Here is a 21,261-nt window from a genome sequence, read left to right as displayed (position 1 = left end):
TAATCAAATATTTGACGCTGCTGGTCAATCTGCATCACCATAGCTGCTGTTTATTTAGAAGCGCGAAAATAATGGGAGCTGGGCGTGAATCTGTACAGTCAACCTGGTCATATTGATCAGATAAAACAGACCAACGCAGGTGTGGTTTACCGACTGATTGACCTTTACGGCCCGATTTCGCGTATTGAGCTTTCTAAACGTGCCCAGTTAGCACCCGCCAGCATTACCAAAATCGTGCGTGAAATGCTCGATGCCCATCTGGTTCAGGAAACTGAATTTCAGGAGCCGGGCAGTCGCGGTCGTCCCGCGATTGGTTTGATCCTCGATACGCTCGCCTGGCACTATCTCGCCGTTCGCATTCAGCCCGGATTTATTACGCTGACGCTGCGCGATCTCAGCAGCCGCGCGCTGCAGGAAGATCGCCTGCCGCTGTACGCCAGCGCCGACAAACCACTGCTGCAAACCTTGCACGAGACAGTGAATGACTTCTTTATTCGCCACCAAAGCAAGCTGGAGCGTTTGACCGCCATCGCCATTACCTTGCCAGGATTGATCAACGCCGCTTCTGGCGTGGTCCATCGTATGCCGGGTTATGACGTGCAGGATATGCCGCTGGGAGAAACGCTGGCGCAGCGCACCGGTCTGCCGGTGTTCGTGCAGCATGATATTTCCGCCTGGACGTTAGCCGAAGCGCTGTTTGGCGCATCCAGTGGCGCGCAACATGTGATTCAGATTGTGATTGATGAAACCGTCGGCGCGGGCGTGATCAGCGGCGGACAACTGCTGCACAAAAATGGTCGTACGCTGGTGGAAATTGGTCATACGCAAATCGATCCTTACGGCCAGCAGTGTTATTGCGGCAATAATGGCTGTCTGGAAACCGTCGCCAGCATCGGAAGCCTGCTTACTCTCACCGCCCAGCGTTTGCCGTCGCAGCCGGACAGTGTATTGCATCAGACGCCGTTGACGATTGAGAGCTTATGCGCAGCCGCGCAGCAGGGCGATCGCCTGGCGCGTGATGTGATTGCGGGCGTCGGACATCATATTGGCCGCATGCTGGCGATGATGGTAAACATCTTTAATCCTCAACAAATCCTTATCGGTTCGCCGCTGAATCAGGCCGCCGATGTGCTGTTCCCTGCGGTGAGCAGTACCATTCGACAACAAGCCTTGCCCGCATATAGCAGTGAAATCCAGCTCACACCAACGGCTTTCAGCGATCCCGGCACCTTTGGCGGCGCCGCACTGATAAAAGACGCGCTCTATAGCGGCCATTTATTGGTAAAACTGTTGCAGGGATAATTACAGCTCACCTTAAGTTTGTCCTAACGCAATCTGCCCGTGAAAACATTTCCTTAAACTGCCTCCTTCGCACGTTACACATCGCTTTAATGAAGGAGGAGAATGGTGAAAACGCTTTTTGTCACCGGTACCGACACCGCGGTGGGTAAAACCGTGGTATCACGCGCGTTATTACAGTGCTTTGCCAAGGCGAATCTGTGCGCCGCAGGCTTCAAACCTGTCGCCAAAAGCGCGCAACTCACATCTGAAGGCTTACGTAATAAAGATGCCCTGTTATTACAGCAGGCTTCAGGTCTCGCTCTCGATTATTCCGCCGTCAATCCTATCGCCTTACAAGAGGATGAAATCAGCACCAGCGCGTCGCAGCGTATAGATTATCCGTTGCTCAGCCGCAGTCTAAACGATTTGCAGCAGCGCGCCGCGCGCGTGGTGGTAGAAGGCACCGGCGGCTGGCGCAGTTTAATGAACGACTTACAGCCTTTGTCCCACTGGGTGCGGCAGGAACATTTACCCGTTGTGTTGGTAGTCGGCATTAAAGAAGGTTGCATCAGCCACGCTTTACTGACCGCCGAGGCGATTGCGCAGGATGGATTGCGACTCGTGGGTTGGGTAGCCAACCGTATTAATCCCGGTCTGGCGCATTACGCTGAAATTATTGATGTTTTGAGAGAAAAGCTAGGCGCACCTTTACTAGGCGAGTTGCCTTATCTGCCGCGCGCAGAACAGCGGGAACTGAGTGGTTATCTGGATATTTCACTGCTCGATGATAATTTTACGCACGACAATAGTGCAAAGCCTGCGGCCTGATGAAACAAAAAGCCGCAAATGATCAATGGCTGAATCTAAGATTTCAGATTCAGCCCTCCTCTTTACTGAATTTATTGCTATAATATTCAACATCTTACTTCCAGTTTTTGATGAACCCCTTGTTCTGGCGTGATTCATGCATCAGCAGCTCTGATGAATATTTTGCCGGAGCACCTGTATGTCGCAATCAGATGAGAAAGGTTTGTTGTATGGGCTGAATGACCGCATCGGTCCATTGCCTGCATTTTGTGCCGCACTGCAACATGTGCTGGCCAGCGTAGTGGGCATCATTACGCCGCCGCTGATTATTGGTTCCGTGTTGGGATTACAGGCATGGATCCCTTATCTGATCAGTATGTCTCTGCTCGTTTCCGGTCTCGGTACTTTCCTGCAGGCGCGCCGCTTTATGGGCATTGGCGCAGGCATGATCTGCCTGCAGGGCACCAGCTTTGCCTTTCTCGGGGTGATTCTGTCGGGCGGATTGATGGTCAAAGCGCGCGGCGGATCGCCAGAAGAGATCATGGCGATGATCTTTGGTTGCAACCTGGTGGCGGCGATGATTCCGATGTTGATCAGCCGCTGCATCGCGCCATTACGCAAAGTGTTGACGCCGGTGGTTACCGGCACCGTTATTACCTTAATTGGTATCAGCCTGATTAAAGTCAGCATCACCGATTGGGCTGGCGGCCATAACGCCAGCGATTTTGGCGCGCCCGGCAATCTGGCGCTCGGTGCCTTGACGCTGCTGGTGATTATCGTACTTAACCGTTCGCAAAATCGCTGGACGCGGCTGGTTGCGGTGGTGGCCGGCATTGCTGCGGGCTGTATCGCCGCAGCGTTAACCGGCCATCTCACCCTTAAGCCAATGGGTGATACGCCGTGGCTGGTAATGCCGGCGCTGTTCCGTTTTGGTTTTGCCTTTGACTGGACCATCTTCATTCCCATCGCGCTGGTATCAGTGATAGCCGTGATTGAAGCGGTGGGCGACCTCACGGCGAACTGCATGTTGTCGCAGCAGCCGATTGAAGGCGAAGCGTTTGAGCGCCGCATGCAGGGCGGTATTTTCGCCGATGGCATCAGCTGCTTGCTCGCCGCCGTGTTCTCTGCCTTTCCCAACACCACTTTTGCGCAAAATAATGGCGTCATCCAAATGACCGGCGTTGCCAGCCGTTATGTTGGCATGGTGATCGGCGTAATGCTGGTGCTGCTCGGTATGTTCCCGGCGATTGGCTATATGCTGCAGCAGATTCCACCGCCGGTACTGGGTGGCGCGACCATCGTGATGTTTGGGAGCGTGGTGGCGGCCGGCATCCGCGTGATGACGCAAACGCCACTTGGCCGTCGCGAGATGCTGATTGTTGCCGTGTCGTTTGGTATCGGTTTGGGTGTCGAAGCGGTACCTGAGGTGCTGAAACAGTTTCCGACGCTGATTAGCAACCTGTTTGGTCACGCAGTGACTACCGGCGGGATACTGGCGATTATTTTGAATGTCGTGCTGCCTTCAGAGCGCAGCGAAGCAGTGGCGGCAAAAACGGCTGAAGAGTCGCACTAACGTGCAGGGTGCATACGCAAGAAGAGGCGGCAGATCGTAAAGACGCCATAAACCATCCCTGGGGCTTGGCCCGCGCCATCCATGGCGCGGGACACTTTACTCCTCTGCCGCCTCTTCCTGCGTTTCAAGCATTGTGCGGTTTATGGATTCAACCGACGGCGCGTACGTCCAGAACTGAGATAATCGGCAATGTAATCCTGCGATATCTCGCCGCTATAACGACCTTCCTCATCGACGATCGGCATCCACACCGTGTTGTGCTCATAGAGCTTCGACAGCACCACGCGCAGGTTTTCTTCCGCTTTGCCGGTCACTTTAAAGGTATGCAGCATCTCTTCGCAGCGGCCAGTGGCGCCGCGCGCTTCACGCCGCTTCACAAATCCCAGTGGCTTGCCATCTTCATCAACTACCGTCACCGAACGCATATCGTTATCGTCCATGGTGGCGAAGGCTTCCTGCAGTGGCGTATTACGCTGCACGGTGATGGTGGGCTGCTGATCGGTGACATCGCCGGCCTGCACCAGCAACAAACGTTTCAGCGTACGGTCCTGACCGACAAAGGAGCCAACAAAGTCGTTCGCCGGTTTGGCTAACAGCTCATCCGGGCTGGCGCACTGCACAATTTTCCCCTGACCAAACACCGCAATGCGGTCGCCGAGCTTCAGCGCTTCATCAATATCATGGCTAACCAGCATCACGGTCTTCTTTAACTGGCGCTGCATCTCAAGGAATTCGTTCTGAATCACTTCACGGTTGATTGGGTCGACCGCACCGAAAGGTTCATCCATCAGCAATACCGGTGGATCCGCAGCCAGCGCGCGAATCACGCCAATACGCTGCTGTTGACCGCCAGACATTTCGCGCGGATAGCGATGCAGGAACTTGGTCGGATCGAGCGCCACCATGCTCATCAATTCCGTGGCGCGTTCACGGCAGCGCTTCTTATCCCAACCCAACATGCGCGGCACCACGGTAATATTCTCCTCGATGGTCATATTCGGGAACAGACCAATCTGCTGGATGACATAGCCAATATTGCGGCGCAGGGTGACGGTATCTTGTCCGCTGGTGTCTTCACCGTTGATCAAAATCCTGCCGCTTGAGGAGGGAATCAAACGGTTAATCATCTTAAGGGTGGTGGTTTTGCCACAACCCGATGGGCCGAGCAGCACGCACATTTCCCCGGCAGGCACTTCAAGGCTGACGTTGTCCACGGCATTGAGTGATGTGCCGTTCTTTTGCGTAAAGGTTTTCGTCAGGTTTTCCAGTTTTATCATTATCGAATCCCCTTAGGAGTCAGCGCCGACTGCAAACGGTGCAGCAGCCAATCAAGCACAATCGCGAGCAAACAAATCATCAAGGCACCGGCAATCAACATGCGCACATCGCTGCCGCTGATCCCGTCGAGCAGTTGCAGGCCCAAACCGCCCGCACCAATCACGGCGGCAATCGCCATCACGCCGACGTTCATCACCACCGCTGTACGAATACCGCCAAAAATCACCGGCAGCGCCATCGGAATTTCTACCCAGCGCAGACGCTGCCAGAAGGTCATGCCAATCCCGCGACCGGCTTCACGCAGTCCGGGAGACAAATTCTCCAGCGCGGTGTGGGTGTTACGCACAATCGGCAGCAGCGAGTAGAGAAACACGGCGGTAATAGCGGGAAGGGCGCCAATGCCCTGACCGATCATAGAAAACAGTGGAATCATCAAACCAAACAACGCGATGGTGGGAATGGTTAACACAATGGTGGCGATGCCGAGCACCGGCGTTGCCAGCCACTTAAAGCGCACAATCAAAATGCCCAGCGGTACGCCAACGATGATGGCGAAACCTACTGCCACCAGAACCAGCCACGTGTGTTGCCAGGTGAGCGTCACCAAGGTGTGCCAGTTATTCATGATGTAATGCAAGGTATCCACAGCGCCTCCTTACAGCATGTTCTTGGATTGAAGGAAATCACGCGCCACCTGTTGCGGCGACTGATGATCAATATCGACACGCTTATTCATCTCGGTGATCGCTTCGTCATTAATCAACGCGGAGAGCTGATTGAGCGCCGTATCCAGGCCCGGATGGCTTTTCAGCACATCCTGACGCACTACGGGCGTGACGTTGTAACTTGGGAAGAAGTGCTTATCATCTTCTAACACTTTGAGTTCGAACCCTTTCACGCGGCCATCGGTGGTGTAGATCAAACCGGCATCAACAAAGCCATCGCGAATCGCGTTGTAAACCAAGCCGGGATCCATCTGGCGAATCTGCGGACGATCGAGCGGCATGTTGTAGGCTTTCTGCAATGGCTTAAGACCATCGGAGCGGCCTGAGAATTCCAGGTCCAAACCCAGTTTCCAGTTATGATCCGGATCGTTCTTGCGTACCTCTTCCAGCTTCGCCACCAGTTGCGACATGGTGTTGATGCCTTCTTTCTCCGCACGATCGCGTTGCATGGCAAACGCATAGGTATTGTTCATCGGTGCAGGATTAAGCCACACCAGGCCCAATTTCGCATCCAGTTGTTTTACCGTTTTATACGCGTCTTCGGTCGACATCGGCTTATTGATGTGGTTAAAGATGATCAGCGAAGTTCCGGTGTATTCCCATGTCATATCAATCTGTTTATTGATCATTGCGTTACGACCAATAGTGGTGGCGATATTGGTCTTGGGGATCACCTGAAAACCTTTCTTCTGCAACCAGATCACCGTCATCGCGGAGAGGATGTGCTGCTCCGTAAAGCTCTTGGTTGCCATGGTAATCGGTGTTGCAGCCGCGGCGCTTTGGCTGATTGCCAGCGTCGCGGTGAGTGCCAGCGCAGTACGTTTAACCCAGCGCGCCAGCTTATTGGCAGTGGCCATCACAAAACTCCTTGTGTTAAGCCGCAGAGTGCGGGCTGAGATAACGTCCCAATGCCGCGAGCAGCATGTCGAGCACCAGCGCAACCAGCGCGGTGGCCACAGCGCCGAGGATCAGCGTAGGGAAGTCGTTGAGGTAGATGCCGGGGAAAATCAGCTCACCAAAACTGCTGGCACCGATCAGGAACGCCAATGGCGCGGTACCGACGTTAATCGCCGTGGCGATGCGCACGCCTGCCAGAATCACCGGCAGCGCATTGGGAATTTCCACCTGACGCAAACGCTGAAACTTCGTCATACCTATACCGTTGGCGGCTTCAATCAGCGACGGCGGTACCGCGCTTAAACCGGCAAAAGTATTACGTACAATCGGCAGCAGCGAGGCGAGGAACAGGGCAATCAGCGCGGGACGATCGCCGATACCGACAATCACCATCGCGAGCGCCAATACCGCCAGCGGTGGCAGCGTGTTACCCACGTTGAAGATTTGCATCACGTACTCTGCCGAGCGACGAGCAAATGGACGGCTGAGCAGGATGCCGCTGGGAATGCCCACCAGCAGCGCAAAGAACATTGACCAAAACACTAAAAACAGATGCTGCTGCCCGAGATAAACCAAATCTTCCCGCCGGTCGCGCAGCGTATTCAGCCCCAGCCCCCAAACCAGCAGGGCAATCACCGCAACAATCGCGAGCAGAGCCAGCCCAGCGCGGCGGGCGAGCGATGCATTTTGCATAGCCAGTGTCTCCCTGATTCAAGAAATCGTTCGATAGGTAATGTCATTCCCAGGATGACGGCGCAGTGTTAAAACGCACACACACGAAAATCCTTCACCCCGTTAAATTGCAGTTAAAATGACTGTTATCAGATGCTTTTTCAGTGAATATCTGGAAAGCACCGCTTAGACCTATAGCAATGCTTGTCGATAAGCGCTAGTTTTTGCGGCAAAATCAGACAGATAGAAATAATAAAAAACGCCATCTAACCCGCGTGGAATAAGGCATCATCCGACAATAAAAAATTTTCATCGAAATAAGTGACGTCGTAACAGATGGGGCGCACGTAGAGGAAACTGGTTTGGTGAATTTTCAGCTAGCCTTGTTAGAAATTAAGGAGACGTATGACTGAAACTGCAGAATTGAACACGGAACATCGCCACTGGATTCTTATCGGCTGCATGCTCGCTATGTTTATGGCGGCGATTGAAGTCACCATCGTAGCCACCGCCATGCCGACCATTATTGCCGATCTTGGCGGCTTTTCGCAGTTTGGCTGGGTATTTTCCATCTATCTACTGACGCAAGCCGTTAGCGTGCCGCTATATGGCCGACTGGCAGATATGTGGGGCCGCAAACGGCTGTTGTTTATCGGTGTTTCGCTCTTTTTACTGGGATCGATTCTGTGCGGATTTGCCCACAGCATGGCGTGGCTGATCCTGTTTCGCGCTTTTCAGGGGTTAGGTGCCGGGGCGATTATGCCGCTAACGTCCACCATTGTGGCGGACGTCTATTCGCCGCGCGAACGCGCCAACGTACAGGGCTGGCTCTCCAGCGTCTGGGGCGTGGCGGCAATCATTGGTCCGCTGAGCGGCGCGTGGCTGGTGCAGCACTTTAGCTGGTCGGTGATTTTCTGGGTCAACGTGCCGATTGGCGCCATCGCCATGCTGCTGCTGGCGCGTTTTCTTCCATCGCGCGAACAAAATCAGGCCACCACGCTCAATCTCACCGGCAGCTGCTGGCTGATGATCTGCGTAACGGCGTTGCTGGTCGCGCTGCTGCAGGCAGAAGTGCTCGGCTTCTGGCTGGTGCCGTTCCTGCTGCTGGCGGTCATTGCTGCCTGGCGTTTAAAACAGCATGAACAGCGTGCTGATGCGCCGCTGTTCCCGCTGGAAATCTGGCGCAGCCGGCTTATCGTCGCTGGCAACATCGGCAACCTGATTATCGGTGCCAGTATGATGGGCATCAGCGCCTTTCTGCCAACCTGGATTCAGGGCATCACCGGCGGCACGCCGCTGCAGGCTGGCAGCGCACTGGCGATGATGTCGATTGGCTGGCCGCTGGCCAGTACATTGAGCGGTAGGTTGATGCTTATCACCTCCTATCGCTTCACCGCGCAGTTGGGCGCGCTGCTGCTGATTGCGGGCAGCGCATTACTGCTGCTACTGCGCAGCGACAGCTCAATCGTGCAGGCCGGATTCACCGCCTTTGTGATTGGCACCGGCATGGGCATGACCAGCACCACGTTTCTGGTATCGGTACAGAACCATGCGCATTACGATATTCGCGGCATTTGCACCGCCTCAATCATGTTCAGCCGCATGATCGGTTCGGCGATTGGTACCGCGTTATTGGGCGCAGTGCTGAACCTCAACTTGTCGCTGCGTCTGCCGCAGGCCGACGATCCGATGCAGAAAATCATGTCGCCTGAAAGCCGCCAGGCGCTGTCGGAGGCGACGTTGCATGACTGGACCGGACAAATCGCCAGTTCTTTACATTGGGTGTTTGTAGTGTCGTTGCTGATTGCGCTGCTAACGTTGTGGGTGGCGTGGATAATGCCGCGGCAAAGGCCGGAAGTGGAGTAAAAGCAGGGCGGCCAGGGAGCCGCCCGAAAGTTTACTGCGCTGGCGTATCCTGAGAGCTCCCCGCGCTGTCTGGCACGGTGCTGTCACCATCACGGCCATTTTTCTTGTAGACGATTTTCTGTGTGTCGTTCTCACAATGACCCACAACCTGGCCGCCGACCTGATCGGCTTGATCATTGGCCACGATATCCAGCGTGAAGTCCGATTCGGCGACGCCGTTGTTAATGATTTTTTTGCTGATGTCCGCTTTGACGCTTTCACAAGAAGCTTGCGCCAATACCGGCAGCGACAACATCGCCATCAGCAGCACTGCATTACGTTTTTTCATCATTCACTCCTTTGGTCAGAAATCCTGTCAAAACTATAGCAGTGATAAACGATTAAGGTGCAATTGGACGTCCGGTGCGGCGGTCGAGGCAGCGCAGCGTATTCGGTTCCCAATAGGCGTTAACGTTGTAGCTCTTTTCGCAGGAGTCGCGGGTATCAAAGGCTTTGTCCGCTTTATCAAACTCTTTCTCAACGCGCGTATTGACCTTATTACGCAGGTTTTTGGTATCGTTCCACTGCTCTTTGCTCTGGCGCGCGGCTTCATTACTGGAGGCGCTGCTGCCATCTTCAATAATCAGGCGATCGGTTTTGGCCGTAGCGATGGGCGCAGCCATTAACAGGCTCGACGTCACCACGGTAGCCAGCAGGGCGGAAAACAGTTTTTTCATCGTCATTTCCTTCAGTTAACACCAGCACAGCCGGGATCGCGGCTGTAACAACCATGGCCGCTAGTATATCATCGCTGCTTCTTTGCTCACCAGCGGTGAGCGCTTTGTTTAGCTTAGCGAGAGATTTTCTATGCTGGTCAAAACCGCCTTGCTGTTTTTTATCACTGCGATAGCGGAAATTGTTGGCTGTTTCCTGCCGTGGCTGTGGTTGAAGAAGGGCATGACGGCGTGGCTGCTGGTGCCAGCCGCGGCAAGTCTGGCGCTGTTTGTCTGGTTGTTGACGTTGCATCCCGCCGCGAGCGGGCGCGTTTATGCGGCCTATGGCGGCGTATACGTGCTGACGGCGCTAATCTGGTTGCGCGTGGTGGATGGCGTAAAACTGAGTACGTGGGATTGGGTCGGCGCGCTGGTCGCCTTGAGCGGCATGTTGATTATCGTAACCGGTTGGGGCCGCGCGTAATCATCGGCCACACCGGCGTGCGATATCAGGGGGAAACATCCCGATGAGGTCGTCGCGGCGAAAGCCGCCGGAGCGCCTCATCGGGATGGTCGCCCCGGATATTTCGATCAAACAGCGTGTAACCGCGATTAACCTTTATGCACCTTCAGTCCCGCGGTGGTTTGCGTCACCGGCATAATCTCCAGCGTATTGATGTTGACGTGCTTCGGCAGCGTCGTCACCCAATACACCGCTTCGGTGACATCTTCTGCCGTCAGCGCGGTGGTGCCTTCATAAACCTGGCCCGCTTTATCGTCATCGCCCTTGAAGCGCACGTTTGAGAATTCAGTGCCGCCCACCAAACCTGGCTCGATATCGGTCACGCGCAGCGCGGTGCCGTGCAGGTCGGTACGCAGATTCAGGCTGAACTGGCGCACGAACGCTTTGGTCGCGCCATACACGTTGCCACCCAAATAAGGCCAGCTACCGGCAATCGAACCGATATTCACGATATGACCAACATTGCGTTCAACCATTGCCGGCAGCACCGCACGCGTCATGTACACCAAACCTTTGTTGTTGGTGTCGATCATATTTTCCCAGTCTTCGATATTGGCTTTGTGCGCCGGTTCCACACCCAACGCCAGGCCAGCATTGTTAACCAGCACATCAATATTGCGCCATTCAGCGGGCAGGGAGGCGATCGCTTCATCGATGGCGGCGCGATTACGCACGTCCAGCTGAACGGTATACAGATTGTCGCCCAACTCATCTTTCAGCTCTTTTAAACGCTCAGCGCGACGTCCGCTGGCGATCACTTTGTGACCTGTAGCAATGAAGCGGCGGGTGATACTTTGACCAAAACCAGCAGTTGCGCCAGTAACAAAAATAATCATCTCACTGTTCCTTATACGATTTCAGGTTATCAGCCACACCTTAGCATTAACCTCGAACCCATGCTCATGAAAACCCAAAGCAGCGTGTTGCAGGATTTTTCCTGCACATTACGAGTGCAATGGCGCACCACAAAGACGCATCCCAACAGGCGATAATCACGCCATGCGCAGTAAAACTCGCCGCAATGTTAAATCGCAACCGTTTGCGATAGCAGGCAACCGGTTGCGCATACGTTTGCTCGTCAAGCTTGACACAAAAACGCATCGGAACAACCTATTATATTGAAAGTAAACAGTATTTTTTGTTCTTTGCATTGGCATGCGCTTTGCAAACTATCTTTAAGGCAATCACCTGCACTCATAAAAAAGCACCAAGGAACCATTATGCCTTACGCACCCGAAACGCTGCTGCGCGCCAGCTTCTTTGATTTCACCGCTCTGGCCGCGCAGCCAGACGACATCGCTGCCAATGCACGCTATCTCGAAGATGGCTTATTAACGCTGCGTGACGGCAAAGTGGTCAGCCTGGAAAGCTGGCAAATCGCGGAAGGGCGCGTTGATCCCACGCGCGTTACCGATCTGCGCGGTAAACTGATCGTGCCCGGCTTTATCGATACCCATATTCATTATCCGCAAACCGAGATGATCGGCGCCTTTGGCGAACAGCTGCTGGAGTGGCTCAACCAATATACCTTCCCGGTGGAGAGCCAATATCACTGTCCCGATCACGCGGCAAAAATGTCGGCGTTCTTCCTGCATCAGCTGCTGTCGAATGGCACCACCACCGCGCTGGTGTTCGGCACCGTGCATAAGCAGTCGGTCGACTCGCTGTTCAGCGCCGCGCAGCAGCTGGATATGCGGCTGATTGCTGGCAAAGTGATGATGGATCGTAACGCGCCGGAATACCTGACCGAAACGCCGGAAGAGAGTTATCAGCACACGCGTGAACTGATTGAGCGCTGGCATCAGCGCGGTCGCCTGAGCTATGCGCTCACGCCGCGCTTTGCACCGACCTCGTCGCCGGAATTGCTGGATAAAGTGCGTCAGCTGCGCGAGGAGTTTCCTGATGTCTGGATGCACACGCACCTAAGTGAAAATCCGCAGGAGATCGCCTGGGTAAAAGCGCTATTCCCGGAGCGCGCAGGCTATCTTGATGTTTATCATCATCACCAACTTACCGGCAAACGCAGCGTGTTCGCGCACTGCCTGCATCTCGAAGATCAAGAGTGGCAATGCCTGCATGACACCGATTCATCAATTGCCTTCTGCCCGACCTCAAACCTGTTCCTCGGCAGCGGCTTATTCAACATCAAACGCTGCTGGCAGCAGGGCGTGCGCATGGGCATTGGCACCGACGTTGGCGCAGGCACCACCTTTAATCTGCTGCAAACGCTGGGCGAAGCCTACAAAGTCGGCCAGCTACAGCAATACAAACTCAGCGCCTGCGAAGCGTTTTATCACGCCACCTTAGGCGGCGCGCACGCGCTCGATCTGGATGACGTTATCGGCAATTTTAACCCCGGCAAAGAGGCCGATTTCGTGGTACTCGATGCTGCGGTGTCGCCGCTGCAGAAGCTGCGCAATGCCAACAGCAAAGACATCTGGGAGCGGCTGTTTGTGATGATGACGCTTGGCGACGACCGCAACATCGCGCAAACCTGGGTGAGCGGCAAGCCGGTTTGGCAACGCGAAAGTGAGGAACAAATCGCATGATCCAGTTCTTACTCAACGATCGTTTAATCACCGAACGTGAGCTTGATCCTAATCTCACCGTGCTTAACTACCTGCGCGGCCAGCAGCAGCGTCGCGGCACCAAAGAGGGCTGCGCGTCTGGCGATTGCGGTGCCTGCACCGTCACACTCGGTAAAGTGGTGGATGGACAGATGCAGTATCAGGCGGTGAATAGCTGTTTAACGCTGGTCAGCAGCCTGCAAGGCAAGCAACTGATTACCGTGGAAGATCTCAAACAGGGCCGCGAACTGCACAGCGTGCAGCAAGCGATGGTGGATTGCCACGGCTCGCAATGCGGCTACTGCACGCCGGGTTTCGTGATGTCGCTGTTTACTCTGCAGAAAAACAGCGCTGGCTGGGATCGACATCAGGCGGAACAGGCGCTGGCGGGTAATTTATGTCGTTGCACCGGCTATCGTCCGATCATGGATGCGGCGCAGCAGGCGTGTGAACAACCTGATGCAGATGCCTTCAGCGCCAATGCACCCGCGCTAGTACAGCGTTTACAGGCGCTCAGCAACGATGAAGTACAGATCATCGAAGCCGCGGGCAGCCGCTGCTATCTGCCGAAAACAGTAGCGCAACTCGCCGAGCTCTATCAGCAATATCCTGAAGCCCGTCTGGTGGCTGGCGGTACCGATCTGACGCTGCAAATCACTCAGCAATATCAGCGCTTGCCGCTGCTGATCGCGCTGGAGCAGATTGATGAGTTGAAGGTCTGCCACGAAGATGAAACGCATCTTTATCTCGGTGCTGCCGCCTCATTGCAGCACTGCTATCAGTTTTTAGCACAGCACATTCCAGCCTTTAGCAGCATGCTGGAGCGTTTTGCCTCATTGCAAATTCGTAATCAGGGCACGCTCGGCGGCAACATTGGCAATGCATCGCCGATTGGCGATTGCGCGCCGATGCTGCTGGCTCTAAATGCGCGTCTTGTTTTGCAGCAGGGTGAAAAGAGGCGAGAAGTCCCGCTCGATCAATTCTTTACCGCCTATCGTCAAACGGTCTTGCTGCCAGGTGAATTCATTCGCAGCATCACCATCGCCAAAGTGACGGTGTCACCCAACTTTGCGGCGTGGAAAGTGGCTAAACGGCTGGATGATGATATTTCCGCCGTTTTCGCCGCTATCAATCTGCACATCGCGGAAGGGCTAATTGTGCAAGCGCGGCTCGCCTTTGGAGGTATGGCCGCCACGCCGAAACGCGCGCTGGCGGCTGAAGCACAACTGCTGGGTCAACCGCTGCATCTCAGCGCCATCGAAAAAGCCTGCGCCGCGCTGAGTGTGGATTTCAAGCCGCTAAGCGACTTCCGCGCCAGCGCCGATTATCGCTTGCAGGTGGCGCGCAATCTGTTGCGCCGCTACTACGCACAAGCGTCTGGCGAGCTGACCATTACTGAGGTATCGCGCTATGTCTCATAACCGTCCGGAACTGAACGAAACGCTGCTGAAAGCCCAGTTTGCCACCGACATGCAAACGGGCGTCGGGCGCAGCAATAAACACGAAAGTGCCGATAAGCATGTCTCCGGTGAAGCGCTGTATATCGACGACAAGCCAGATCTGCCGGGATTGCTGCATCTCTGTCCGCGTCTGAGCGAGCATGCGCATGCGCACATCACCAAACTGGATGTGCAGCCATGTTACGCGGTGCCGGGCGTGGTCAGCGTGCTAACGTGGCGTGATGTGCCGGGCCTCAATGATGTCGGTCCGCTCGAACCGGGCGATCCGCTGCTGGCGCAGGACACAATCGAATATTTCGGTCAAATCGTCATTGCCGTCGCCGCTGATTCACCGGAAGCGGCGCGTGCCGGCGCCGCAGCGGCGATTGTTGAGTACGAAGCGCTACCGGCGGTGCTCGACGTGCGTGAAGCGCTGGAACAGCGTTTCTTTGTGCAGCAGCCGCACATTCACCAACGCGGTGATGCTGACGCTGCGCTGGCGCGGGCGTCACGCCGTATTCAGGGCGAATTTCACATCGGCGGTCAGGAACATTTCTATCTGGAAACCCAGACGGCGCTGGTGATCCCCGGCGAAGATGACAGCTTGCAGGTGTTCTCTTCGACGCAAAACCCCACCGAAGTGCAGAAACTGGTGGCGGAAGTGATGGGCATCACCATGAACAAAGTCACCATTGATATGCGGCGCATGGGCGGTGGCTTTGGCGGCAAAGAGACGCAGGCGGCGGGCGTGGCGTGTTTGTGTGCCATCGCCGCGCGTCAGCTGCGAAAACCGGTAAAAATGCGTCTGGCGCGCCGCGACGATATGCAGATCACCGGCAAACGCCATCCGTTTTTTGTCCGCTACGATGTCGGCGTCGATGACAATGGTCGCTTCTGCGGCGTGAAGATCGATCTGGCCGGCAACTGCGGTTATTCACTCGATCTCAGCGGATCGATTGTCGATCGCGCGATGTTCCACGCCGATAACGCGTATTACCTCGGCGATGCACTGATTACCGGCTATCGCTGCCGCACACATACCGCCTCGAACACCGCGTACCGTGGCTTCGGCGGGCCGCAAGGCATGGTGGCGATTGAGCAGATCATGGATCACGTCGCGCGCGAAGTGGGAATAGATCCGCTCGAACTGCGCAAACGTAACTATTACGGCAAAACCGATCGCAACATCACCCATTACCACCAGCAGGTGGAAGACAATCTGCTGGATGAGATGACGGAGCAATTAGAAACCAGCAGCGAATACGCCGCGCGGCGTCGTGACATCAGCGCATTTAACGCCAGCAACCGTTTTATGAAACGCGGACTGGCGCTGACGCCGGTGAAATTCGGCATCTCATTTACCTCCAGCTTCCTCAATCAGGCCGGCGCGCTGATTTTGATTTACACCGATGGCACGGTGCAGCTCAATCACGGCGGCACCGAAATGGGCCAGGGCTTAAACACCAAAGTGGCGCAGATTGTGGCGGAAGTGCTGCAGATTGATATCAGCCAGATTCAGGTGACCGCCACCGATACCGGCAAAGTGCCCAACACCTCGCCAACCGCAGCGTCCAGCGGGGCCGATCTCAACGGCAAAGCGGCGCAAAATGCGGCGCAAATCCTGCGCGATCGCATGACCGAGATGCTGTGTCAGCAACATCAATGCGCGGCAGACGCGGTGCATTTCAGCAACGGTATCGTGCGCGTCGGCGAGAAGCACTTCACCTTCGCCCAGGTTGCACAGCAAGCGTGGCTTAATCAGGTGCCGCTTTCTGCCACCGGTTTCTACAAAGTGCCGGGCATCCATTACGATCGCTCCGCCGGACGCGGCAAACCGTTCTATTACTTCTCCTACGGCGCGGCCTGCTGTGAAGTGCTGGTGGATACGCTGACCGGCGAATATCGTTTGCTGCGCGCCGACATTTTGCATGACGTGGGCGCGTCGCTGAATCCGGCCATTGATATCGGCCAGGTTGAGGGCGGTTTTGTGCAGGGCATGGGCTGGCTCACCTGCGAAGAGCTGGTGTGGAACGACAAGGGCAAATTGCTCACCGATGGCCCGGCCAGCTACAAAATCCCGGCGATCAGCGATGTACCCAGTGATTTGCGCGTCACGCTGGTTGAGAACCGCAAAAACCCGCAGGACACGGTGTTCCACTCCAAAGCCGTCGGCGAACCGCCGTTCATGTTGGGCATCGCCGTGTGGTGCGCGCTACAGGATGCGGTTGCCAGCGTCGATAACTATCGTCGCCATCCGCAGCTGGACGCGCCCGCCACGCCGGAGCGGGTATTCTGGGGGATTCAGCGCTTATCAGGAGCGGAACATGATTTATCATGACTGGATCAGCGTGTTGCACAGCCTGCGGGAAAAACGCGAAAGCTGCGTACTGATTACCGTGCTCAGCGAGCGGGGCTCTGTGCCGCGCGATCGCGGTAGCAAGATGGTGGTCAGCGCCAGCGACACTTTTCTCACCATTGGCGGCGGCCATCTAGAATATCAATGCATTGCGCAGGCGCGCGAGATGCTGCAGCAGCGCTGCACTCAACCGCGCAGTGAAGAGTTTGCGCTGGCTGCACGTCTCGGCCAATGCTGCGGTGGTCACGCCACTTTGCTGTTTGAACCGCTAATGCAGCAGCAGCCGGAAATCCAGGTGTACGGTGCAGGTCACGTTGGCCAGGCGCTGGTAAATCTGCTTGCCACTTTGCCGTGCCGCATCACGTGGATTGACAGCCGCGCCGCGCAGTTTCGCGCCGTGCCGCCCGGCGTGACGGTGCGTCAGGTTGAGGATCCGATTGACTGCGTGCAGGAAGCCGCACCCGACAGCTATTTTGTGGTGATGACGCACGATCATCCACTTGATCTGGCGCTTAGCGAAGCGATCTTGCGCCGCGGCGATTTTCGCTATGCCGGTGTGATTGGTTCTGCCACTAAAGCCCAGCGCTTTCGCTATCGCTTAGAGGGCAAAGGCATTGCGGCAGATTCCCTCGCACGTTTACGCTGCCCGATTGGTTTGGCGGATGTGAAGGGCAAGTTACCGGCGGAAATTGCCGTCGCGGTGGCGGGAGAAATCATCAGCGTTTATCAGCAGCAGGCGATAAGTTGTTGAGTGACGAGGAAACTGCCAGGATAGAACCATCCCGCCGCCACCGTGCGGCGTTGCTGATTATCAGGAGCGATAATGAATTCACGAGCCAATCCGTTTTTCACCGCCAGCACCTTGCCGTATCAAACCCCGCCATTTGACCAGATTCAGGAAGAGGATTTTCTGCCGGCGCTGGAAGCGGGGATTGAAGAGAAACGGCGCGAAGTGGCGGCGATCGCCAGCAATCCTGACGCGCCAACCTTCGCCAACACCTTTGAGGCGCTGGAACGCAGCGGCCAGTTGCTGAAGCGCGTGAATCTGGTGTTTGGTGCCATGACGTCCGCCAACACCAGCGATCGCCTGCAGGAAATCGATGAACTGATTACCCCGCAACTCACCGCGCTCAATGATGAAATCTACCTGAACAGCCATCTGTTTGCTCGCCTCGATACCGTTTACCAGCATCGCGGCTCGCAGTGCCCGGATGCCGAAGCGATGCGGCTGGCGGAAGTCACCTGGCAGCATTTCCAGCTGGCCGGTGCCAGCCTGAGCGACACGGATAAAACCCAGCTGCGCGCCTGCAATCAGGAGCTGGCGAGCCTCAGCACCCGCTTCGGTAACAAATTGCTGGCGGCCACCAAAGCCGGTGCTTACGTGGTGAGCAATGTTGCGGCGCTGGCCGGATTAAGTGAAGAAGAGCTGGCGCATGCCAAAGCGGCGGCCGAAGCACGCGGCTTGCACGGCGAATGGCTGATTGCTCTGCAAAACACCACGCAGCAACCGGCGCTGCAGGCGCTGGAAGTGCGCGCCACGCGTGAAGCGCTATTCCAGCAGGCGCTAACACGCAGCGAGCAGGGCGATGATAACGACACGCGCGACATCGTGTTACGCATGGCGCAGCTGCGCGCGCAGCAGGCGAGTTTGCTCGGTTTCAAAACCTATGCCGAATGGAGCATGCAGGATCAGATGGCGAAAACGCCGGAGGCGGCTTTTGCCTTTATGCGCAATATTGTCCCTGCCGCGCGGGCCCGCGCGGAACGCGAAGCCGCCGACATTCAGCAGGCCATCGAAGCCGTGCATCACAGTTTTCCTTTGCGCGCCTGGGACTGGAGTTTTTATGCCGAGCAGGTGCGTAAAGCCCAATACGCGCTGGATGAGAGCCAAATCCGCCCGTACTTTGAGCTGAATAACGTGCTGGAAAAAGGTGTGTTCTGGTCGGCCAGCCAGCTGTTTGGCATTCGCTTTAGCCAGCGCCACGATCTGCCGGTTTATCATCCGGACGTTAACGTCTACGAGATTTTCGATGCCGACGACACGCCGCTGGCGCTGTTCTACACCGATTTCTTTAAGCGTGATAACAAAAGCGGCGGCGCGTGGATGAGTAATTTCGTCGACCAAACCACGCTGCTCGGCACCAAACCGGTGATCTACAATGTGTGCAATTACACCAAGCCGCAGGCAGGCCAGCCGGCGCTGCTGAGCTGGGATGAAGTGATCACGCTGTTCCACGAGTTTGGTCATGCGCTGCACGGTTTGTTCGCCACGCAACGCTATCCGAGCTTGTCGGGTACCGCCACGCCGCGCGACTTTGTCGAGTTCCCGTCGCAGATTAATGAGCATTGGGCTAGCAACGAGGCGGTGTTTGCCAACTATGCGCGCCACTACAAAACCGGCGAGGCGATGCCTGCTGAGCTGCGCGACAAGATGGTGCGCGCCGCGAAGTTCAACAAAGGCTACGACATGACCGAGCTGCTGGCCGCCGCGCTGCTGGATCTGCAGTGGCATTCACTGACCACGCACGACAATCCGCAGGACGTCAGCCACTTCGAGCTGCAGGCGCTGGCCGCCGAAAACATTGCGCTGGCGACGGTTCCGCCTCGCTATCGCTCCAGCTATTTCCGCCATATCTGGGGCGGCGGCTATGCAGCCGGTTATTACGCCTATATCTGGACGCAGATGCTCGCCGATGATGGCTATCAAGCCTTTGTCGAACGCGGTGGATTAACACGCGAAAACGGTCAGCAGTTCCGCGAACATATTCTGTCACGCGGTAACAGCACCGATTTGCAGCATCTGTGGCTGGCGTGGCGCGGCAAAGAGCCGGAGATCGGCCCAATGCTGAAAAATCGTGGATTAGAGTCGTAGAACCGCCATTGATGGCGAGCTGGTTCAACCCAGCGGACCGCCTTCAATGGTATCGCACATGCCGGCCAGCACGCGCTCGCCGGTTTCGTTTTTCAAATCTGCATACCATGCCGCCGTCACTTCCGCGTCTTTAGCGTGGGTCACATCGCAGCGCTTACGGGCTTTCAACACCAAATCTTTGGTGCGATCCACACGTCGGGCTTCATAGCGCAACAAGGCATCCTCAATCCCTAAAGAGTGTGACGCCAGCGTCTGCGCCAGCACCACCGCATCTTCCATCGCCGCACAACCGCCTTGCCCGATATCCGGCGTGGTGCTGTGTGCGGCATCGCCCAGCAACGCCACGCGACCTTTCACAAAACGGCTAAACGGTTCGATGTCGTGGATTTCCACGCGGTTGGTGGTTTCCGGATTGAGGCGTTCAATCAGACGCTGCACCGGTTCGGCCCAGCCGCTGAAGTAGCCTTTGAGATCGTTTTTCAACGTTGCGCGATCTTCCGGCAAGCCTTTTGGCAGCGGAACATCAAAGAAGAAGTAGAAGCGGTTATCGCTGACCGGCATCAGCGACACGCGTTTGCCTTCGCCGACAAAAGTGGTCCATTGATCGGCGGGCGCAATCGCTTCATCAATCGTCACCAGGCCGTTCCAGTTGACGTAACCGGCGTAACGACGTTCCACGCTTTCACCCAGCACATAGTGGCGGATCACCGAGTGCGTACCATCGGCGGCAATCAGAAAATCACCTTCGGCCTGGCTACCGTCATCAAACCAGGCGGTGACGCCATGCTCGGTTTGCTCAACCTGCGTGACGCGTTTACCAAAGCTAATGCGCGAACGTCCGTAGGTATCGATCAGCATCGCCTGTAACTCCGCGCGCGCCACCGGATAGGGATATTCCCCCACCTGCTGCACCAGCGGTTTCATGCTGAAGCGGGTGAGCGTACTACCGCTGTGCGCATCGTTGTAGGCCATAAACGCCATGTTGCCGCCCAGTGCGCGCAGCGGCTCTTTCATGCCCAACGCGTTGAGACATTTCACGCCGTTGGGCCAGATAGAGATCGCCGCACCCACCGGCTTCATCTCTTTCACTGCTTCAAACACCGCGGTGTCAAAACCCGCTTTCTCCAGCGCAATCGCAGCACTCATACCGCCAATGCCCGCGCCAATCACAATCGCTTTCATATCCGTCTCCTTTGCTATGCATTAAAGACTGCAACTTTTGTACCAGGTTGGAAGATTGGCTAAATGAAGGCTAACTCATTGATTTTAAATTAACGAAGCAGCATCTGATCTTGCCGCTCTGCACTACAGTGGCGCACGCCCATGCACTGCAGCAGAGCAACTTCTGCAATAGAGTGAATCGATTGTTTCAGCATGGTAATTGGCCCCGCAGCAGCCATACTCATTACACCCGTTCTGCGAGGACTCAATCATGAAATGGATAATGGCTTTTACCTTGCTGTTCAGCGCCAGCGTGCTGGCACAACCGCAATGGCAGCCGGAGCGAAAAGCACCGGTGGTGCAGCTGACGCCGATTGCGGCGAAGTGCGATGTTTCAGCCTGTCAGCAAAACTGCTATGTGCAGCAATCACAGTGTAAAAATGACAATAACGGCGGCTGCGGCTCGCTGGCACAAATTTGCGTACAAAACTGTGCCAGTCAGTGTCGTTAAGTGAAATAAATCTGTCATAACCGAGTGCTAGCGTGTTTCCC

General features: G+C 55.9%; 19 protein-coding genes. 11 read left to right on the top strand and 8 right to left on the bottom strand.

Annotated features, from left to right (window positions below; all coding sequences use genetic code 11):
- The first annotated feature begins 84 nt into the window (after window positions 1-84).
- The 3 genes from IB226_RS05005 (at window position 85) to IB226_RS04995 (ending at window position 3,661) form a co-directional block, all read left to right on the top strand.
- Complete coding sequence (locus IB226_RS05005) at window positions 85-1,302, top strand: ROK family protein (RefSeq protein ID WP_110866191.1); 1,218 nt, start codon at window positions 85-87, stop codon at window positions 1,300-1,302.
- A gap of 105 nt (window positions 1,303-1,407) precedes the next feature.
- Window positions 1,408-2,109 (top strand): dethiobiotin synthase, encoded by a 702-nt coding sequence (gene bioD, locus IB226_RS05000; RefSeq protein ID WP_192234515.1) that lies wholly within the window; start codon window positions 1,408-1,410, stop codon window positions 2,107-2,109.
- 178 nt (window positions 2,110-2,287) lie between these two features.
- Window positions 2,288-3,661 (top strand): nucleobase:cation symporter-2 family protein, encoded by a 1,374-nt coding sequence (locus tag IB226_RS04995; protein ID WP_192233909.1) that lies wholly within the window; start codon window positions 2,288-2,290, stop codon window positions 3,659-3,661.
- 140 nt (window positions 3,662-3,801) lie between these two features.
- On the opposite strand, the gene osmV is transcribed toward IB226_RS04995, so the two are convergent.
- Genes osmV through IB226_RS04975 form a run of 4 tightly spaced genes read right to left on the bottom strand, consistent with a single transcriptional unit; the run spans window position 3,802 to window position 7,254 of the window.
- Complete coding sequence (gene osmV, locus IB226_RS04990) at window positions 3,802-4,938, bottom strand: osmoprotectant ABC transporter ATP-binding protein OsmV (RefSeq protein ID WP_101764353.1); 1,137 nt, start codon at window positions 4,936-4,938, stop codon at window positions 3,802-3,804.
- Window positions 4,938-5,585 carry an osmoprotectant ABC transporter permease OsmW gene (gene osmW / locus IB226_RS04985; protein WP_192233907.1) on the bottom strand — a complete coding sequence of 216 codons (648 nt, stop codon included), beginning with the start codon at window positions 5,583-5,585 and terminating at the stop codon, window positions 4,938-4,940. Before osmW ends, osmV begins: the two co-directional genes overlap by 1 nt.
- A 9-nt stretch (window positions 5,586-5,594) precedes the next feature.
- Window positions 5,595-6,521: a glycine betaine ABC transporter substrate-binding protein gene (locus IB226_RS04980; protein WP_192233905.1), complete on the bottom strand. Its 927-nt coding sequence runs from the start codon at window positions 6,519-6,521 to the stop codon at window positions 5,595-5,597.
- Between the two features lie 16 nt (window positions 6,522-6,537).
- Window positions 6,538-7,254, bottom strand: a complete 717-nt coding sequence (locus tag IB226_RS04975; protein ID WP_192233903.1) for an ABC transporter permease — start codon at window positions 7,252-7,254, stop codon at window positions 6,538-6,540.
- A 384-nt stretch (window positions 7,255-7,638) separates the two neighbouring features.
- Here IB226_RS04975 and IB226_RS04970 point away from each other — a divergent pair, with 384 nt between their 5' ends.
- A complete protein-coding gene (locus IB226_RS04970; protein WP_101764355.1) occupies window positions 7,639-9,099 on the top strand; it encodes an MDR family MFS transporter in 1,461 nt (486 codons plus the stop codon).
- A 31-nt stretch (window positions 9,100-9,130) separates the two neighbouring features.
- On the opposite strand, the gene IB226_RS04965 is transcribed toward IB226_RS04970, so the two are convergent.
- Both IB226_RS04965 and IB226_RS04960 read right to left on the bottom strand, forming a co-directional pair.
- On the bottom strand, window positions 9,131-9,427 hold the full coding sequence (locus tag IB226_RS04965; protein ID WP_110866185.1) for a DUF1161 domain-containing protein: 297 nt from the start codon (window positions 9,425-9,427) through the stop codon (window positions 9,131-9,133).
- A gap of 52 nt (window positions 9,428-9,479) precedes the next feature.
- Window positions 9,480-9,815 (bottom strand): DUF1283 family protein, encoded by a 336-nt coding sequence (locus tag IB226_RS04960; protein WP_137385818.1) that lies wholly within the window; start codon window positions 9,813-9,815, stop codon window positions 9,480-9,482.
- Between the two features lie 130 nt (window positions 9,816-9,945).
- Here IB226_RS04960 and IB226_RS04955 point away from each other — a divergent pair, with 130 nt between their 5' ends.
- The gene (locus tag IB226_RS04955; protein ID WP_192233901.1) at window positions 9,946-10,275 is read left to right on the top strand and encodes a YnfA family protein; all 330 of its coding nucleotides are present in this window, start codon (window positions 9,946-9,948) and stop codon (window positions 10,273-10,275) included.
- A gap of 128 nt (window positions 10,276-10,403) precedes the next feature.
- On the opposite strand, the gene ydfG is transcribed toward IB226_RS04955, so the two are convergent.
- Window positions 10,404-11,150, bottom strand: a complete 747-nt coding sequence (ydfG, locus tag IB226_RS04950; RefSeq protein WP_101764358.1) for a bifunctional NADP-dependent 3-hydroxy acid dehydrogenase/3-hydroxypropionate dehydrogenase YdfG — start codon at window positions 11,148-11,150, stop codon at window positions 10,404-10,406.
- Between the two features lie 384 nt (window positions 11,151-11,534).
- Here ydfG and guaD point away from each other — a divergent pair, with 384 nt between their 5' ends.
- The 5 genes from guaD (at window position 11,535) to dcp (ending at window position 19,548) form a co-directional block, all read left to right on the top strand.
- Entirely contained in the window at window positions 11,535-12,863 is a 1,329-nt protein-coding gene (guaD, locus tag IB226_RS04945; RefSeq protein WP_192233899.1) for a guanine deaminase, read from the top strand.
- Window positions 12,860-14,302 (top strand): xanthine dehydrogenase small subunit, encoded by a 1,443-nt coding sequence (gene xdhA / locus IB226_RS04940; protein ID WP_192233896.1) that lies wholly within the window; start codon window positions 12,860-12,862, stop codon window positions 14,300-14,302. The genes guaD and xdhA overlap by 4 nt, the downstream gene beginning before the upstream one ends.
- Window positions 14,292-16,658 carry a xanthine dehydrogenase molybdopterin binding subunit gene (gene xdhB / locus IB226_RS04935; RefSeq protein WP_192233894.1) on the top strand — a complete coding sequence of 789 codons (2,367 nt, stop codon included), beginning with the start codon at window positions 14,292-14,294 and terminating at the stop codon, window positions 16,656-16,658. The genes xdhA and xdhB overlap by 11 nt, the downstream gene beginning before the upstream one ends.
- Complete coding sequence (gene xdhC, locus IB226_RS04930) at window positions 16,645-17,427, top strand: xanthine dehydrogenase accessory protein XdhC (protein ID WP_137385812.1); 783 nt, start codon at window positions 16,645-16,647, stop codon at window positions 17,425-17,427. The genes xdhB and xdhC overlap by 14 nt, the downstream gene beginning before the upstream one ends.
- Window positions 17,428-17,499: 72 nt before the next feature.
- Window positions 17,500-19,548 (top strand): peptidyl-dipeptidase Dcp, encoded by a 2,049-nt coding sequence (gene dcp, locus IB226_RS04925; protein ID WP_192233892.1) that lies wholly within the window; start codon window positions 17,500-17,502, stop codon window positions 19,546-19,548.
- 24 nt (window positions 19,549-19,572) lie between these two features.
- On the opposite strand, the gene hpxO is transcribed toward dcp, so the two are convergent.
- The gene (gene hpxO / locus IB226_RS04920; RefSeq protein ID WP_110866178.1) at window positions 19,573-20,730 is read right to left on the bottom strand and encodes an FAD-dependent urate hydroxylase HpxO; all 1,158 of its coding nucleotides are present in this window, start codon (window positions 20,728-20,730) and stop codon (window positions 19,573-19,575) included.
- A 250-nt stretch (window positions 20,731-20,980) separates the two neighbouring features.
- On the opposite strand from hpxO, the gene IB226_RS04915 reads away from it, so the two are divergent.
- Window positions 20,981-21,220, top strand: coding sequence for a hypothetical protein (locus IB226_RS04915; RefSeq protein WP_101764365.1), 240 nt, complete (start codon window positions 20,981-20,983; stop codon window positions 21,218-21,220).
- Window positions 21,221-21,261 lie beyond the last annotated feature (41 nt).

Source organism: Pantoea sp. PNT03 (assembly GCF_014852515.1).
GTDB classification, from domain to species: Bacteria; Pseudomonadota; Gammaproteobacteria; order Enterobacterales; family Enterobacteriaceae; genus Pantoea; species Pantoea leporis.
The sequence above is the reverse complement of the archived record's forward strand: the minus strand, read 5'-3'. Positions and strand labels throughout refer to the sequence as shown.

Bases quoted from the DNA above. Each gene is read 5' to 3' on its own strand.
- IB226_RS04915 (WP_101764365.1), top strand. From the start codon at position 20,981: ATGAAATGGATAATGGCTTTTACCTTGCTGTTCAGCGCCAGCGTGCTG.
- xdhC (WP_137385812.1), top strand. From the start codon at position 16,645: ATGATTTATCATGACTGGATCAGCGTGTTGCACAGCCTGCGGGAAAAA.
- IB226_RS04975 (WP_192233903.1), bottom strand. From the start codon at position 7,254: ATGCAAAATGCATCGCTCGCCCGCCGCGCTGGGCTGGCTCTGCTCGCG.
- osmV (WP_101764353.1), bottom strand. From the start codon at position 4,938: ATGATAAAACTGGAAAACCTGACGAAAACCTTTACGCAAAAGAACGGC.
- hpxO (WP_110866178.1), bottom strand. From the start codon at position 20,730: ATGAAAGCGATTGTGATTGGCGCGGGCATTGGCGGTATGAGTGCTGCG.
- IB226_RS04980 (WP_192233905.1), bottom strand. From the start codon at position 6,521: ATGGCCACTGCCAATAAGCTGGCGCGCTGGGTTAAACGTACTGCGCTG.
- IB226_RS04955 (WP_192233901.1), top strand. From the start codon at position 9,946: ATGCTGGTCAAAACCGCCTTGCTGTTTTTTATCACTGCGATAGCGGAA.
- xdhA (WP_192233896.1), top strand. From the start codon at position 12,860: ATGATCCAGTTCTTACTCAACGATCGTTTAATCACCGAACGTGAGCTT.
- IB226_RS04970 (WP_101764355.1), top strand. From the start codon at position 7,639: ATGACTGAAACTGCAGAATTGAACACGGAACATCGCCACTGGATTCTT.
- IB226_RS04960 (WP_137385818.1), bottom strand. From the start codon at position 9,815: ATGAAAAAACTGTTTTCCGCCCTGCTGGCTACCGTGGTGACGTCGAGC.
- IB226_RS04995 (WP_192233909.1), top strand. From the start codon at position 2,288: ATGTCGCAATCAGATGAGAAAGGTTTGTTGTATGGGCTGAATGACCGC.
- guaD (WP_192233899.1), top strand. From the start codon at position 11,535: ATGCCTTACGCACCCGAAACGCTGCTGCGCGCCAGCTTCTTTGATTTC.
- ydfG (WP_101764358.1), bottom strand. From the start codon at position 11,150: ATGATTATTTTTGTTACTGGCGCAACTGCTGGTTTTGGTCAAAGTATC.
- dcp (WP_192233892.1), top strand. From the start codon at position 17,500: ATGAATTCACGAGCCAATCCGTTTTTCACCGCCAGCACCTTGCCGTAT.
- IB226_RS04965 (WP_110866185.1), bottom strand. From the start codon at position 9,427: ATGAAAAAACGTAATGCAGTGCTGCTGATGGCGATGTTGTCGCTGCCG.
- xdhB (WP_192233894.1), top strand. From the start codon at position 14,292: ATGTCTCATAACCGTCCGGAACTGAACGAAACGCTGCTGAAAGCCCAG.